Source organism: Microbacterium esteraromaticum, assembly GCF_016907315.1.
GTDB lineage: Bacteria > Actinomycetota > Actinomycetes > Actinomycetales > Microbacteriaceae > Microbacterium > Microbacterium esteraromaticum.
This window is the reverse complement of sequence record NZ_JAFBBS010000001.1, coordinates 1,282,450-1,296,801: the sequence shown is the minus strand read 5'-3', so window position 1 is coordinate 1,296,801 and position 14,352 is coordinate 1,282,450. Positions and strand designations below refer to the sequence as shown.

Below are 14,352 nucleotides of genomic sequence, written 5' to 3'. Positions count from 1 at the left end.
CTGGAGGAGCCGCAGTGGGGCGGCGGAGGGAGCATCCATGACCGAGTACGAGACGATCCTTGTCGAACAGCGAGGACGGGTGGGCTGGATCACCCTCAACCGGCCGCAGGCCCTGAATGCCCTGAACGGCCAGGTCTCCGAGGAGGTCGCGGCAGCGGCATCCGCCTTCGATGCCGACGACAGCGTCGGCGCGATCGTGGTGACGGGATCCGAGCGCGCGTTCGCCGCCGGAGCCGACATCAAGGAGATGGAGTCGAAGACCGGCGCCGAGATGCTCGACACCGACCACTTCGGCGCCTGGACACGCTTCGCCGCGGTCAGGACCCCCGTGATCGCCGCAGTGTCTGGCTACGCGCTCGGCGGCGGCTGCGAGCTGGCGATGATGTGCGACATCATCCTCGCCGCCGACACGGCCACGTTCGGTCAGCCCGAGATCAACCTCGGCGTGGTGCCGGGCATGGGCGGAACGCAGCGGCTCATCCGCGCGGTCGGCTACTACAAGGCCGCCGAGCTCATCCTGTCGGGCCGCCTGATCAAAGCCGATGAGGCCGAGCGCATCGGACTCGTCTCACGCGTCGTGCCCGCAGCCGACCTGATCGACGAGGCCACCCGGCTCGCCGAGACGATCGCCGAGAAGTCGCTCCCGTCGCTGTACGCGGCGAAGGCGACCCTGGATGCCGCGATGGAGACCACCCTCGAGGCGGGTCTCGCCGTCGAGAAGCAGCAGTTCGCCGCCCTGTTCGACACCGCGGACCAGAAGGAGGGGATGGCCGCGTTCCGCGAGAAGCGCCCCCCTCATTTCCAGCACCGATGAGCGCCGCCATGGGACCGCTGCCCGACGATGCCGACCTGACCCTCTCAGAAGACGACCGCCGCGAGCTCGTGCAGTGGACGGTGGCATGCGCAGAGCGGATGCTGCCTCTGTTCCTCGCCGAGCGCCCGCACGACTCCCGCCCCCGCGAGGCGCTCGACGCCGCTCACGCGTTCCTGCGCGGTGAGCTCGGCATAGACGAGGTGCGCGAGACGGCCTTCGCCTGCCATGCCGCGGCACGGGAGTCGACCGACCCGAACGCGATCGCCGCCGCGCGGGTGTGCGGACAGGCAGCGGCCGTCGCGCATATGGCCGGGCACGCCCGCCAGGTGCCGCGGTACACGGCCAAGGCGTTTCCCGGAGACCGATCGCGGCGCGATGAAGAGCTCGCCTGGCAGCGCATGCGCGTGCCCGAGCGCTTCGACCATTACGTCTACGACGGCGACTGAGGCTGCCGGCTCAGAGGGCGGTGCGGAGGTCGGCGAGCGCCTTCTCGAGGCGACGCTGACGCGTGGCATCCTGCTTGGCGTCGGCGATCGACCGCGCGATCTCCTTGCGGCGTGAGTATGCGAGTGCCTCGAATGCCGCCCTCGCGACAGGGTCGGACTCCAGCGCGGCGGCGAGCACGTCCGGTACATCGACGGTGCGCTCCTCGGCATCCGGAGTGATGATCGCGTCGAACTCGTCGCCGAGCTCGACGCCCATCTCGGCGCGCGCCGCCTTGCTGAAGCCGATGAGGTTCTTCCCGCCCATACGGGCGAGGCGCAGCCGGGCGGTGCGATCGCCGATGGTGACGACCACCGGGAAGGCCTTAGCGCTGCTCAGGGTGGCGACCTGATCGTCGTCGAGCACGATCGCGCCGGCCGGACCCATCGGCTCGAGAATCGTGTTCAGTCGGAGTTCGCTCATGCCGGTCATCTTATGAGCCGGTGTGCGTCAGCGCTTCGAATCGGTCGAATTGCACTTCTCCGGCCCGATCGGCTGCCAGGTGAGCGATTCGAAAGCGGGGTCAGCCGAAATGCGCACTGATCGCGTCGTTGCGCTCGGTGATCACGCGCATCAGATGCCGCCGCATCACGGCGGCGTCGACGAGCCTGCCGAGGGGGCCGAGGGGTGAGCGGAACCGGATCGTGTCGCGCATCAGCGTGCCGCCGTCGACGGGCTCGAACTCGTGGGTGTGCAGGAACGACCCGAAGGGTCCTCGCACCTGCCGATCGCGGAAGCGTCGAGGGCGGTCGACGTCGAACACGACAGAGGCCATCCGGAATCTCACCCCGAAGTGCCGCGCGCTCCAGGTGATGTGCTCGCCGTCTCCGAGCAGACCTGAGGTGCGCCCCGACGCCACGCGCTCGCCGTGGGAGCGCTGCGACGCCAGATGCAGCCCGACGTCGAGCGAGAGGTCGAAGACCTGCTCCGGCGATGCGGCGACGACGCGTTCGAGGGTGAACGACGGCATCAGAGCGGGTCGGGCGTGGGCCTGGGGTCGGTGAAGTCGCCGGCGTTCTTGCGCAGGCGGGCGACGATTCCGACGAGGGATGCCGCGTCGTCGGCATCCAGCCCAGGAGACGAGAACACCTCGGTGTTCAGCGCCGCCGTCGCCCGCTCGACGAGGTCTCGCCCCGAGTCGGTGAGGGTGAGGAGCGCGGCGCGACCGTCGTGCGGATGCGGGTCGCGGCGCACCAGTCCGTCGCGCACGAGGCGCTCGGCGGTGCTCGTCACGCTCGTCGCATGCACCTGCAGACGCGCCACGACGCTCGACAGCGGCAGCGTGCCGGTGCGGCTGAAGGCGAGCAGACGCAGCACCTCGTATCGGGCGAAGGTCACCTGGAACGGCTTGAGGGCGGCATCCACCCGAGCGAGCAGCAGCTGCTGCGCCCGCATCACCGACGTGACCACGGCCATGCCCTCGGCCGCATCCGTCCAGCCGTGCGCGAGCCACTGCCGCTTCGCCTCGGCGAGCGGGTCGATCGGAAGAGGGCGGGGACGAGCCATGAACCAACGGTATCGGCAAGCGCGCCCGAACGGCTTCGAGACTCAGTATCATGTGAGGTGAGACCTGATTCCAGAGGAACGCGCGGGTAGGATCGAACCTGCGTGAGGGAGGTTCAATGAAGATCTACGTCCTGGTGAAGGAAGTGCCCGACACCTACGGTGACCGCAAGCTCGACCTCGAGACGGGTCTGGCGGATCGAGGGGCGGGTGACGTCGTCCTCGACGAGATCACCGAGCGCGCACTCGAGGTCGCCCTGTCGTACGCCGACAAGAACCCCGGCGCCGAGGTGGTCAGCCTCTCGATGGCCCCCGAGACGGCCACGGCATCCGTCCGCCGCTCGCTCGCGATCGGTGCGGCATCTGCCGTGCACGTCGTCGACGAAGAGCTGCGCGGAGCCGACCTCACCCTCACGGCAGAGGTGCTCGCCGCCGCGATCCGCCGCGGAGAGCCCGACCTGGTCATCACCGGAAACCTGTCGACTGACGGCTCGGGCGGAGTCATCCCCGCGATGCTCGCCGAGCACCTCGGCTACGCCCAGGCCACCGCGCTGAGCGCGGTCGAGATCGGCGACGGGCAGCTCACCGGCACCCGCACCGGCGACGCCGGCACGCAGGACGTCACTGTGCCGCTTCCGGCCGTCATCTCCATCACCGAGGCACTTCCGGATGCTCGGTTCCCCAACTTCAAGGGCATCATGGCCGCGAAGAAGAAGCCGCTCGAGGTGCTCTCGCTGGCCGACCTCGGCGTCTCGGCCGACCCGGCCCTCGCGCCCCGCACGATCATGACGACCGTGGCAGAGAAGCCCCCGCGGGCCGCCGGAGTCAAGATCACCGACGAGGGCGACGCCGCGGCGCAGCTCGTCGAGTTCCTCGCGCAGAACAGGCTGGTGTGACATGGCGTACCCCGAGAAGTCGATCCTCGTCCTCGTCGACGTCGACCCGTCTGGCGACGCAGCGAGCAGCACGGCTGCTCTCATCGGCGCCGCCTCGACGATCGGAGCCCCCGTGGCGCTGGTTGTCGGCGGCAGTCAGGCAGCTGCCGACGCGGCAGCTGCGGCGGGCGCACAGGTCGTGCTCACTGCGGCAGGCGACGCCTCGTCGCTCACCGTGCCGATGGTCGACGCCCTGCAGGCGGCATATCGCGAGGTGCAGCCGGATGCCGTGCTCATCTCCAACTCGATCGCCGGGCGCGATGTCGCCGGGCGCTTCGCGGTGCGCGAGAAGCTCGCGCTCTCGGTCGACGCGATCGGCGTCTCACGCGATGACGAGGGCGTCACCGCGCAGCACTCGGTCTACGGCGGCTCGTACCTCACCGACTCCGCGCCGACCTTCGGGGCGCCCGTGATCACGGTGCGCCAGGGCGCCGTCGACGCGCGTGCCGAGGCCGTCGCCTCGCCCGTGGTCGAAGAGCTGGCGGTCACGGCATCCGGAGCGGCGGCAGCCACCGCGGGTGAGATCGCGGCCGAGGAGAAGACCTCGTCGCGGCCCGAGCTCCGTGGAGCCACCCGAGTCGTCTCGGGCGGGCGCGGGCTCGGCTCGAAGGAGAAGTTCGTGCTCGTCGAGCAGCTTGCCGACGCCCTCGGCGCCGCGGTCGGCGCCTCGCGCGCCGCCGTCGACGCCGGATACATCCCCTATGCTCACCAGGTCGGGCAGACCGGAGTGTCGGTCTCGCCGCAGCTGTACGTCGCGCTCGGCATCTCGGGTGCGATCCAGCACCGCGCGGGAATGCAGACGGCCAAGACGATCGTCGCGATCAACAAGGACGGCGACGCGCCGATCTTCGACGTCGCCGACTTCGGCATCGTCGGGGACGTGTTCACCGTCGTGCCGCAGCTGATCGAGGCGCTCGAAGCCCGGAAGAAGTGATCGCCATGGCCGGATCGATCCGTCGAGGTCTTCCGCGCGTGAAGGGCGGCGAGCCGTGGCCTCCTGCCACGGAGATCGAGGCGCCTGCCGCCGTCGCCTCCGAGTCGGTCGCTGAGGGGCCGGTCGTTGAGGCGCCGGTCGTTGAGGCGCCCAGTGCACCGGATGCCGTCGAGAACACTGCTTCTTCGCGCGACGATGTGGTGCTGTCGGCGGCAACCCCTGCCGTCGCCGGTGCCGGTGCCGCTGCGGCACCAGCCCCGGCCGCGTCGACTCCGGATGCCCCAGTCCCCGCCGCGCTGAGCCTGCGGCGCGGGCTGCCTCGTGTGGCCGGCGGTGAGCCCTGGCCTCCCGCGGACGCCGCGGCAGTGGCATCCGCCGCTACGCCTGCTTCGGCCACCGCACCCGGTTCGGCAGCCGCGCCTGCTGCGGCCTCGGTCGCACCGGATGTCGCCGAGAACACCACTTCCCCGCGCGAAGAAGTGGTGCAGTCGGCAGCAGGTGGTGCACTCGCCGCGCCGATGGCCACCCCCACCGCGACGGATGCCCGCGGCGCTGTGCGCCGTGGCCTGCCGCGCGTCGCCGGAGGGGAGCCGTGGCCCCCGGCGGGCACTGTGCCCGCGATCGCCGACGGAGGCGCGGTCGCCGGGACCGCGCCGGTCGCCGGGACCGCGCCGGTCGCCGGGACCGCGAGGGTCGCCGGGACCGCACCGGTCGACGCGACCGGAGGATCCCCGGCCGCCGCGAACCCTGAGGCCCCCGCCCCCGAGGTCGCTGCGACCGCGGAGGCACCCGCAGCCCAGGACGTCGCGGTCGTCGCGGCATCCACGCCCGACGTGTCGACGCCTCTCCCGTACCCACGCACGGTCTGGCAGGGCCGCGCGCCCCGGCATGCGACCGAACCGCTGCCCGAGCCCTCTCCGCTGCGGCCGACGTGGCCGCGGGCCATCGGGGGTCTGCTGGGGCTGGCATCCCTCGGTCTGCTGGCCGTCGCTGCGGTCTTCCTCGTCCGCACCTTCCTCAGCACGCCGGCCATGCAGGACTTCCTAGCGACGTACCCGGGCGAGTACCACCCCGCCATCGAGGTCGAGCCGGGATTCGCCCCCTGGGCCAACTGGGCCCACTTCTTCAACATGTTCCTGATGGTGCTGATCATCCGCTCGGGCCTGCGCGTGCGCAGCGAGAAGCGGCCCACGGTGTTCTGGAGTCCGCGTCGCGACAGCAAGGGCAAGATCAGCCTGACGCTGTGGTTCCACCAGGCGCTCGACCTGCTCTGGATCATCAACGGCGTCATCTTCGTGGTGCTGCTGTTCACCACCGGCCACTGGGCGCGCATCGTGCCCACGAGCTGGGAGGTCTTCCCGAACGCGCTCTCGGCCGGTCTGCAGTACGTCTCGTTCGACTGGCCGACCGACAACGGCTGGGTCAACTACAACAGCCTGCAGCAGCTCGCGTACTTCGCGACCGTGTTCATCGCGGCTCCGCTCGCGATCGTCACCGGGTTCCGCATGTCTGGCCTGTGGCCGAAGAAGGCCGAGAAGCTGTCGAAGGCGTACCCGGTCGAGTGGGCGCGGGCGCTGCACTTCCCCGTGATGCTCTACTTCGTGGCCTTCATCATCGTGCACGTCGCGCTGGTTTTCCTGACGGGGATGCTGCGCAACCTCAACCACATGTTCGCCGCCCAGGGATCGGTCGACGGCATCGAGTACGCCGCGAACTGGACGGGGTTCTGGGTGTTCGTGCTCGCCGTCGCGGTGATCGCCGCAGGCTGGTTCGCCGCGCGTCCGCTCGTGCTCGCTCCGATCGCGAAGCTGTTCGGGCAGGTATCCGGTCGCTGACCCGGCATCCTCGCCCCCGCTCGGCATCCTCGCCCCGGCTGAGCATCCTCGCCCCCGCTCGGCATCCTCGCCCCCGGTGATCCCCGTCGATCAGAGGGGGCGAGGGCGTTCAGAGGGGGCGGCGACGCCCGGAGTGCCGCGACAGACGTCCGGGGTTTCGCCCTGCGACAAGAACGCTGATTCTTGAGGCGTCATCTGGTTGCTGTGCGTTCGTTTCCTTCGCCTTGCTCAGTAACCTGAGCGAACCGGCGAGGACGCCGGACGGGAAAGGATCGCGATGACGCGGATCGGAATCGTGCAGGAGCAGCCGGACGAGGCGCGGGTCGCCGCGACCCCGGCGACCGTGCAGACGTTGATGAAGCTCGGCCACGACGTGGTCGTCGAACAGGGGGCGGGTGCGCGCTCGTCGTACCCGGACGAGGCGTACGCCGACGCCGGTGCGCGCATCGTGCCGCCCGATGAGGCGTGGGCGAGCGAGGTGGTGCTGAAGGTCAATCCGCCGACGGATGCCGAGATCGCCCGGCTCGCGGACGGCGCGACGCTCATCGGCCTGCTGTCGCCCGCCCTGCGACCCGAGCTGGTCGAATCCCTCGCGCAGCGCGGCATCACGGCACTCGCGCTCGACGCCGTGCCGCGCATCTCGCGGGCGCAGTCGATGGATGTGCTCAGCTCGATGGCGAACATCGCCGGGTATCGCGCGGTCGTCGAGGCCGCCCACGAGTTCGGGCGCTTCTTCACAGGTCAGGTGACGGCGGCCGGCAAGGTGCCCCCGGCGAAAGTGCTCATCGCGGGGGCCGGTGTCGCCGGGCTGGCCGCGATCGGAGCGGCTTCGAGCCTCGGCGCCATCGTTCGAGCCACCGACCCCCGACCCGAGGTCGCCGATCAGGTGCGCTCGGTCGGCGGCACGTATCTCGACGTCGACGTGCAGGTCGAGAAGTCGACCGACGGCTACGCCAAGGCCACCAGCGCCGACTACGACCGCCGCGCCGCCGAGATCTACAGCGAGCAGGCGGCCGACGTCGACATCATCATCACCACGGCGCTGATCCCGGGGCGCGCGGCTCCTCGTCTGATCACCGCAGCCGACGTCTCGCTCATGAAGCCGGGCAGCGTCATCATCGACATGGCGGCAGCACAGGGCGGCAACGTCGAGGGCTCGGTCGCCGGCCAGCGGGTGGTCACTGCGAACGGCGTGATCATCCTCGGATACACCGATCTCGCCTCGAGGCTCGCGACCCAGGCATCCCAGCTCTACGGCACGAACGTCGCCAATCTCGTCGCCCTGCTCACCCCGAACAAGGACGGCGCGATCACGATCGACTTCGACGACGTGGTGCAGCGCTCGGTGACCGTCGTCCGCGACGGCGAGGTCACCTGGCCACCTCCTGCGGTGCAGGTCGCGGCGGCGCCGACGGCATCCGCTCCGAAGGCCGGGCCCGCCCCCGTGCCCGAGAAGCAGCCGATGTCGGCGGCGAAGAAGGCGGGGCTCATCGTCGCCGGCATCGCCGCGCTGTTCCTCGTGAACGCCTTCGCGCCCGCACCGCTGCCGCAGCACTTCACCGTGCTCATGCTCTCGGTCGTGGTCGGCTTCTACGTGATCGGCAAGGTGCACCACGCCCTGCACACGCCGCTCATGTCGGTCACCAACGCGATCTCGGGCGTGATCATCGTCGGCGCCATGCTGCAGATCACCGACGGCAACCCGCTCGTGCAGGTGATCGCCGCCGTGGCCGTGCTCGTCGCCAGCATCAACATCTTCGGCGGGTTCGCCGTGACGCGGCGAATGCTCGGCATGTTCCAGAAGGGAGGCAGCAGGTGACCGTCGACGCATTCGCCGCCGCCGCGTACATCGTCGCGGCCCTGCTGTTCATCCTCAGCCTCGCCGGTCTCAGCCGGCACGAATCGGCCCGCGCCGGCGTGATCTACGGCATCACCGGGATGACCATCGCACTGGGCGCGACGCTGGCGCTCACGATCGCGGATGCCTGGGGAGAGCCCGGAGCGACGCTCGGACTCAGCCTGCTCGCCGTGGGCGTGCTGATCGGCGCGGCCATCGGCCTGTGGCGCGCCAAGGTCGTGCAGATGACCGAGATGCCCGAGCTGATCGCCCTGCTGCACAGCTTCGTCGGCCTCGCCGCTGTGCTCGTCGGGTGGAACGGGCACCTCGCGCACGCAGCGATCCCCGCCCGATTGGTCGACATCCACAACGCCGAGGTGTTCATCGGCGTCTTCATCGGCGGTGTCACCTTCACCGGATCGATCGTCGCGTACCTGAAGCTGTCGGCGAAGATGTCATCTCGCCCGCTCATGCTCCCTGGCAAGAACGTGCTCAACGTCGGGGCTCTGGTCGCCTTCGTCGCGCTCACCGTGTGGTTCGTGATCGACCCGCAGCTCTGGCTGCTCGTCGCCGTCACTGCGCTGGCGTTCGCGCTCGGCTGGCATCTGGTGGCATCCATCGGCGGTGGCGACATGCCCGTGGTCGTATCGATGCTGAACAGCTACTCGGGATGGGCGGCGGCCGCCGCCGGCTTCCTGCTGAACAACGACCTGCTGATCGTCACCGGCGCGCTGGTCGGGTCGTCGGGTGCGTACCTGTCGTACATCATGTGCACGGCGATGAACCGGTCGTTCCTGTCGGTGATCGCCGGAGGATTCGGGATCGTGGCGTCGACGGCATCCGACGACGAGCACGGCGAGCACCGCGAGATCACCGCCGACACCGCCGCCGCGATGCTCGAGAACGCGAGCAGCGTGATCATCACTCCCGGCTACGGCATGGCCGTCGCTCAGGCGCAGTACCCCGTCGCCGATCTGGTGGCTCGGCTGCGCGACCGGGGCGTGGACGTGCGCTTCGGCATCCATCCGGTCGCCGGACGTCTGCCTGGCCACATGAACGTGCTGCTGGCCGAAGCGAAGGTGCCGTACGACATCGTGCTCGGCATGGACGAGATCAACGACGACTTCGCATCGACCTCGGTCGTGCTCGTGATCGGCGCGAACGACACCGTCAACCCCGCCGCCGCCGAGGACCCGGGAAGCCCCATCGCCGGGATGCCCGTGCTGCGTGTCTGGGAGGCCGAGAACGTCATCGTGTTCAAGCGCTCGATGGCCGCGGGGTACGCGGGCGTGCAGAACCCGCTGTTCTTCCGCGACAACGCGCAGATGCTGTTCGGCGATGCCAAGGAGCGAGTGGAGGACATCATCCGGGCGCTGTGAGGCGGGCATCCGGATGCTCTGTCGCCGACGCCCCTGCTCAACTACCTCACCCCTGCTGATCCACGTGAATCAGCAGGGGTGAGGTAGTCAGGCAGGGGTGAGGACCGGGCCCGCGAGATCAGGCGCGGACGAACCTCACCTCGGTGAGGGACTCGCCGAGGAACGGCTCGGTGTGGCTCTCGCCGTCGAGCACGAACCCGTTGCGCTGATAGAAGCGGTGAGCACGCGGGTTGTCGTCGGCGACCCACAGGTAGCTCGGCTCGCCCTCGTAGACGGCCGCGTCGAAGAGCTTCTGCCCGATGCCCGTGCCGTGGTACTGGTCGAGCAGGTAGATGAAGTAGAGCTCGCGCAGCGCCGGGGCGTCTTTGTCGCGAGCGGGGCCCGAGCCGACGAATCCGACGATCTCGCCGTCGACGAGCGCCGCGCTCATGCGGAAGTCGTCGCCCTGGCGGGCCCAGTTCGTCCAGAGCTCGGCCATGCGACGCGGCGAGATGCGCTCGAGTGCTGCCTTGCTGATCAGATGGTCGTAGGTCTCGTGCCAGCACTGGGCGTGCACGCGACCGAGGGCTTCCGCATCGACATCGCGGACGGGTCGGACGATGATCTCGGTATGGGCTTCGGTGCTCATGTGCGTGACTCTACGCGCCGCTGCCGCGGAGGTGAAATCCGCCGATGACACATGAAGCCGTATGTGGTGATCAGCCAATGAAGTTGGGGGTTTCATCGTGGATCGCTACTATCGCCCCTTGTGAATGTGATCTGGCGCACCCTCCTCGTCATCCTGCAGGCACGGCTGCGCACGCGCCGCGGTCAGGGCCTCGACCCGTCGGCGGTCAGCCGCATCCGGCTCACCACCCTGCCCACTGACCTCGACATCCTGCGTCATATGAACAACGGCCGCTACCTGTCGCTGTTCGACCTCGGACGCTGGGACCTGCTGATCCGCACCGGCCTGTTCGATGCCATGAACGAACGAGGCTGGTACGCGGTCGTCTCGAGTGAGACGGTGACCTTCCGCAAGTCGCTGCAGCTCTGGCAGCGGTTCGACGTCGAGTCGCGCTTCGTCGGCCACGACGACAAGGCCGTCTTCCTCGAGCACCGCGCCGTGGTCGACGGCGAGGTGTACGCCAGGGTGATCGTCAGGTCGCGGATGCTGCGCCGCAGCGGCGGCACGGTCAGCAACGAGGAGCTGTTCGCCGCGGTCGGCAAGCCGCAGGGATTGCCCGAGGTCGAGCCGTGGATCCACGACTGGTCATCGGCCTCTGCGCTGCCTTCGACGAAGAAGCCCGCCCCGAGCGTCTGGCGCTGACGGGCCGCCGCCCGCGCGCGGTAATCTGTGCGCGTGGGGGAGATGCTCAAGGCGACAGGGCGCGTGCTGTGGCGACACTGGCCTGCGCTGCTGCTGTGGTTCTTCGCCGGCGTGGTGGCGCGGTACTTCATCATCCAGCTCGCGGGCTTCGTCGGCGGATACAACAGCACGCTGGGCATGCTGATCCTGCCGCTGGCGGTACTCGCGCGCCTGATCAGCTTCGTGGGCATGTTCCTCGTCGTACGCGACGGGCTGCGCAATCTGCAGGCGATCGCTCCCGTTCCCGAAGACGCTCGCGAGCGGCGCACCGCGTTCGTCGGATCGCTGATGGCCAGCATCCTGCCCTTCTACGCGGTCTACGCCGCCGCCGGGAACCTGAAGGAAGACGCCGCCGAGTACGCGAACATCGCACTCGCCATCTCCTTCGGGAACAACCTCAGTGCAGCGGTGGGTGGGCGCGAGGTGACGGAGCAGGATGTGGCCCTGGAGGTGTCGCTCGGGCCCTGGGTGCTGCTCATCATCGGGCTCGCGTACGCGGGCCGGTGGGCGTGGAAGAAGTGGTCAGACCGGCTGCCCAGGTTCGCGGCGCTGGTCGCCGTGTATCTGGAGGTCGTGTGGGTGGCGTTCGCCGTCGCCCTCATCGGCGATGCGACCTCGGCGGTGCAGGGCTGGGTCGACACCCGCGTCGCGATGGTCTGGCTCGACGGCGTGCGCACCTGGGTCGGCGAGCAGCTCGCGCCGCTCGCTGCGGTGTGGGACGCCATCGGCTGGCTGCTCGGTGAGGCCGGCGGCATCATCTTGCAGCCCCTTGCCTGGCTGATGATCGCGGGGGTCATCTTCGGGCAGACGATCGTGGCCGAGAAGCTGCGCATCGAGAACCGGTTGCTCGAACGAGCGAAGGCACGCGCAGAGCGGGTGCCGAGCGCCATCCGTCGTCGCGCCGGCGACCTGGGCGACGAGCTGACGTCGCGGTTCCGCCCGATCGGGCGGGCGATCGTGCTGATGTGGCGCGCGGGCCCGATCATGATCGCCGCCTACGTGCTGCTGTACACCGTGGCGCTTGCGCTCGAACCGCTCGGACGCCTCGCCATCGTGACGCTGGTCGGACCGCAGGAGCTCGTGGTCTGGGGCACGTTCTCGACGCTGATCGCCACCGCGCCGCTGCTGATCGCCGAGCCTGCTCGTATCGCTCTGGTCTCGGCCGCGTACGACAGCACGCTGAAGGCGACGCGCTCAGCGCGCGCGGAGGAGTCCGAGGCGCTCGCCGAGGAGATCGCTCAGGATGCCATCGAGCAGCCCGCGCAGCCGGCCGTCGCCGAGGTGCCGATTCCTGCCGAGGTCACGATTCCCGATGAGGCAGCGGTTGTTGCCGATGCGCGTGGCGCTGAGCCATTGCCCGAGGGGGCGCCTCCGCTTCCGTCCGGTCAGGACGGGTCGATCTCGAACCGCACGAACCGGCCGTCGACGCCGGTGCCGCCCTCGTCGGGATCGAGCAGCTCGCCGTCCTTGCCGAAGCCGTTGTAGGGCACCACGTCGATCCAGAACGGGCCCTCGGCGTCTTCCGGGATCGCGAAGGGAACGATGATCTCGTACGGCTCGGTGACCGTTGAGTCGCACTCCCTGTACTCGGTCGAGCTGTAGTCGAAGCCGAGCTCGAAGCTGCTCTCGTTCCACTGACGGCCTGTGCTCTGCTCGATGATCAGCGGGCTGTTGCACTTCACCGGGTCGCTGGGATCTTCGGGATCGACCGGATCGGGCTTCACCGGTATGGCGACCCCGATCACGCGTGTGTTCGGGGGAGTGGTCATGCCTTCTGTGTCATGGATTGCTGCGGAGCGGATCGGCCCCCACGTCGCGCCGGACAGCTCGACTGTCTCGCCGTCGGAGGCGATCACCGGCGTCACCCGGTTGAACGCGGTGCTGTTCGCCGCGGTCCAGTCCTTCCAGCCGATCGCGACGGCCCCCGCGGGCAGCAGCACCACCAGCATGCCGAGCGCGACCGCGTTCGCCTTCCACCAGCTGCGGCCGCTCATTCGCCCGCCCAATCCACCGTCTCGAGCTCGACCGAGTTCTCGACGGGCAAGGCGTCGAGGTCGATCTGCACCGTGATGATCGAGTCGTAGACGGGGAACCGATCCGTGGCCAGTTCGAGCATCGCGGCCCCGGTCAGGCTCTCGTCATCCGGCAGCTGGAACGCCAGCACCCCCGACTTCGGGATGCCCGGCACGAGCTGTTCGCCCGAGAGCATGTAGTCGTCGATGCTGCTCTCGCCCTCGCCGCGTTCGGTCGCGCTGTAGACGCGGTCGCCGACCTCAAGCACGGTCCGGCTCAGCAGGTTTCCGTATTCGGTGAGGACGGCTTCGGCATCCATCTCGACGACGACCCACGTGCCCTCGGCCCGCCATCCGGCGGGAGTCGTGATCGCCTCGGCAGCCCGCACGCGCTGCACGGTGACGGCGAGATCACGGCCCTCGACGCGCTCGCCGACTTCTGCTTGCTGCACGAAGGCGCGCTCCGCGGAGTCGTCACCGGGGGTCGCCTGGGCGACGAGCCACGCCGCGACCAGCAGGCCGATCGTGATCGCCCAGGGAAGCAGACGTCTCACCACGGGTCCCCCTCCCCGAGATCCTCGAGAGTCGCGGTGACGACTGCCGATGTGCCGCCTTCGAACCAGTGCAGATCGTCGTCGAGGAACTGCCCACGGTAGGTCTGCGGGTCGGACAGCGCGATGCGCACCTGGTCGCCTGCGCTGTAGTCGGATGCGTTGACCGTCCACGACAGGATGATCTCGTCAGACACGCCGGGCTGCAGGGCCAGCACGCCCTGAGTGGTCTCGCCTGGTCGGCTGAACTCGGGCGTCTTGTCAGGGCCGCCGACGATGCGGGTGCCCTGCAACCCGGTCGACGCGCGCATCGTGCGGGCTTCGGGGAAGAGGTTTGTGATCCTCATCCGCACCGCCAGCACGCGCTCGCCGTTCTCCTTGTCGGCGGAGCTTCCGTTCTCGACGCGGTCGGAGAGGTAGGCGCTGTCGACGGCCATGTCGAGGTTCGACGTGACGACGTGCTCGCCGACCTCGACCTGGGACGTCTCGGGGGCGGCGACGCTGTTCAGCCCGCCGAACGACGCGGTCGCGGCGAGGAAGAGTCCCACGCCGATCATGCTCGCCCATTTCGTAGGGATGCGGTCGGCCATGGTGCGCACCCATCGCACACGCGACGGGGTCCGATCACGCGCAGTCGCCTGTGCGGCTGCCGTCGCCTGGGCAGCCGCCTCGCGCGCGCTCGCGCGCGGACCGAGCGCCTTCTTCTCCCCCACGAACACAG

16 protein-coding genes are annotated in these 14,352 nt (G+C 69.4%); 9 read left to right on the top strand and 7 right to left on the bottom strand.

What is annotated here, in order from left to right; genetic code table 11:
- The first annotated feature begins 37 nt into the window (after positions 1-37).
- Together JOE67_RS06460 and JOE67_RS06455 are read left to right on the top strand one after the other, a co-directional pair.
- Entirely contained in the window at positions 38-814 is a 777-nt protein-coding gene (locus JOE67_RS06460; RefSeq protein WP_204974673.1) for an enoyl-CoA hydratase-related protein, read from the top strand.
- Positions 811-1,260, top strand: coding sequence for a putative immunity protein (locus tag JOE67_RS06455; protein ID WP_204974672.1), 450 nt, complete (start codon positions 811-813; stop codon positions 1,258-1,260). The genes JOE67_RS06460 and JOE67_RS06455 overlap by 4 nt, the downstream gene beginning before the upstream one ends.
- A gap of 10 nt (positions 1,261-1,270) precedes the next feature.
- Here the strand turns inward: JOE67_RS06455 and JOE67_RS06450 are convergent, their stop codons facing one another.
- From JOE67_RS06450 to JOE67_RS06440, 3 genes are all read right to left on the bottom strand, one after another.
- Positions 1,271-1,720: a YdeI/OmpD-associated family protein gene (locus tag JOE67_RS06450; protein ID WP_204974671.1), complete on the bottom strand. Its 450-nt coding sequence runs from the start codon at positions 1,718-1,720 to the stop codon at positions 1,271-1,273.
- A 100-nt stretch (positions 1,721-1,820) separates the two neighbouring features.
- Positions 1,821-2,267, bottom strand: coding sequence for an SRPBCC family protein (locus JOE67_RS06445; RefSeq protein WP_204974670.1), 447 nt, complete (start codon positions 2,265-2,267; stop codon positions 1,821-1,823).
- Positions 2,267-2,803, bottom strand: a complete 537-nt coding sequence (locus tag JOE67_RS06440; protein WP_204974669.1) for a MarR family winged helix-turn-helix transcriptional regulator — start codon at positions 2,801-2,803, stop codon at positions 2,267-2,269. The genes JOE67_RS06445 and JOE67_RS06440 overlap by 1 nt, the downstream gene beginning before the upstream one ends.
- Positions 2,804-2,919: 116 nt before the next feature.
- Between JOE67_RS06440 and JOE67_RS06435 the strand changes: the two genes are divergently transcribed.
- The 5 genes from JOE67_RS06435 to pntB all read left to right on the top strand — a co-directional run bounded on the left by JOE67_RS06435 (position 2,920) and on the right by pntB (position 9,720).
- Positions 2,920-3,696, top strand: coding sequence for an electron transfer flavoprotein subunit beta/FixA family protein (locus JOE67_RS06435; protein ID WP_204974668.1), 777 nt, complete (start codon positions 2,920-2,922; stop codon positions 3,694-3,696).
- A gap of 1 nt (position 3,697) precedes the next feature.
- Positions 3,698-4,669, top strand: a complete 972-nt coding sequence (locus JOE67_RS06430; RefSeq protein WP_204974667.1) for an electron transfer flavoprotein subunit alpha/FixB family protein — start codon at positions 3,698-3,700, stop codon at positions 4,667-4,669.
- A 5-nt stretch (positions 4,670-4,674) separates the two neighbouring features.
- Entirely contained in the window at positions 4,675-6,504 is a 1,830-nt protein-coding gene (locus JOE67_RS06425; RefSeq protein ID WP_204974666.1) for a cytochrome b/b6 domain-containing protein, read from the top strand.
- Positions 6,505-6,781: 277 nt separating this feature from the next.
- Positions 6,782-8,323: a Re/Si-specific NAD(P)(+) transhydrogenase subunit alpha gene (locus JOE67_RS06420; RefSeq protein WP_204974665.1), complete on the top strand. Its 1,542-nt coding sequence runs from the start codon at positions 6,782-6,784 to the stop codon at positions 8,321-8,323.
- Positions 8,320-9,720: a Re/Si-specific NAD(P)(+) transhydrogenase subunit beta gene (gene pntB, locus JOE67_RS06415; protein WP_204974664.1), complete on the top strand. Its 1,401-nt coding sequence runs from the start codon at positions 8,320-8,322 to the stop codon at positions 9,718-9,720. Before JOE67_RS06420 ends, pntB begins: the two co-directional genes overlap by 4 nt.
- A gap of 118 nt (positions 9,721-9,838) precedes the next feature.
- Here the strand turns inward: pntB and JOE67_RS06410 are convergent, their stop codons facing one another.
- On the bottom strand, positions 9,839-10,348 hold the full coding sequence (locus tag JOE67_RS06410; RefSeq protein ID WP_239528014.1) for a GNAT family N-acetyltransferase: 510 nt from the start codon (positions 10,346-10,348) through the stop codon (positions 9,839-9,841).
- Positions 10,349-10,468: 120 nt separating this feature from the next.
- On the opposite strand from JOE67_RS06410, the gene JOE67_RS06405 reads away from it, so the two are divergent.
- Positions 10,469-11,029 carry a thioesterase family protein gene (locus JOE67_RS06405; RefSeq protein WP_204974662.1) on the top strand — a complete coding sequence of 187 codons (561 nt, stop codon included), beginning with the start codon at positions 10,469-10,471 and terminating at the stop codon, positions 11,027-11,029.
- A gap of 33 nt (positions 11,030-11,062) precedes the next feature.
- Positions 11,063-12,553, top strand: a complete 1,491-nt coding sequence (locus tag JOE67_RS06400; protein WP_204974661.1) for a hypothetical protein — start codon at positions 11,063-11,065, stop codon at positions 12,551-12,553.
- Here JOE67_RS06400 and JOE67_RS06395 read toward each other — a convergent pair.
- The 3 genes from JOE67_RS06395 to JOE67_RS06385 are packed head-to-tail and all read right to left on the bottom strand — an operon-like array spanning position 12,454 to position 14,344.
- On the bottom strand, positions 12,454-13,062 hold the full coding sequence (locus JOE67_RS06395; protein ID WP_204974660.1) for a hypothetical protein: 609 nt from the start codon (positions 13,060-13,062) through the stop codon (positions 12,454-12,456). The genes JOE67_RS06400 and JOE67_RS06395 overlap by 100 nt on opposite strands.
- Positions 13,059-13,637: a hypothetical protein gene (locus JOE67_RS06390; RefSeq protein ID WP_204974659.1), complete on the bottom strand. Its 579-nt coding sequence runs from the start codon at positions 13,635-13,637 to the stop codon at positions 13,059-13,061. The genes JOE67_RS06395 and JOE67_RS06390 overlap by 4 nt, the downstream gene beginning before the upstream one ends.
- Positions 13,631-14,344 carry a hypothetical protein gene (locus JOE67_RS06385; protein ID WP_204974658.1) on the bottom strand — a complete coding sequence of 238 codons (714 nt, stop codon included), beginning with the start codon at positions 14,342-14,344 and terminating at the stop codon, positions 13,631-13,633. Before JOE67_RS06385 ends, JOE67_RS06390 begins: the two co-directional genes overlap by 7 nt.
- Between the last annotated feature and the right edge of the window lie 8 nt (positions 14,345-14,352).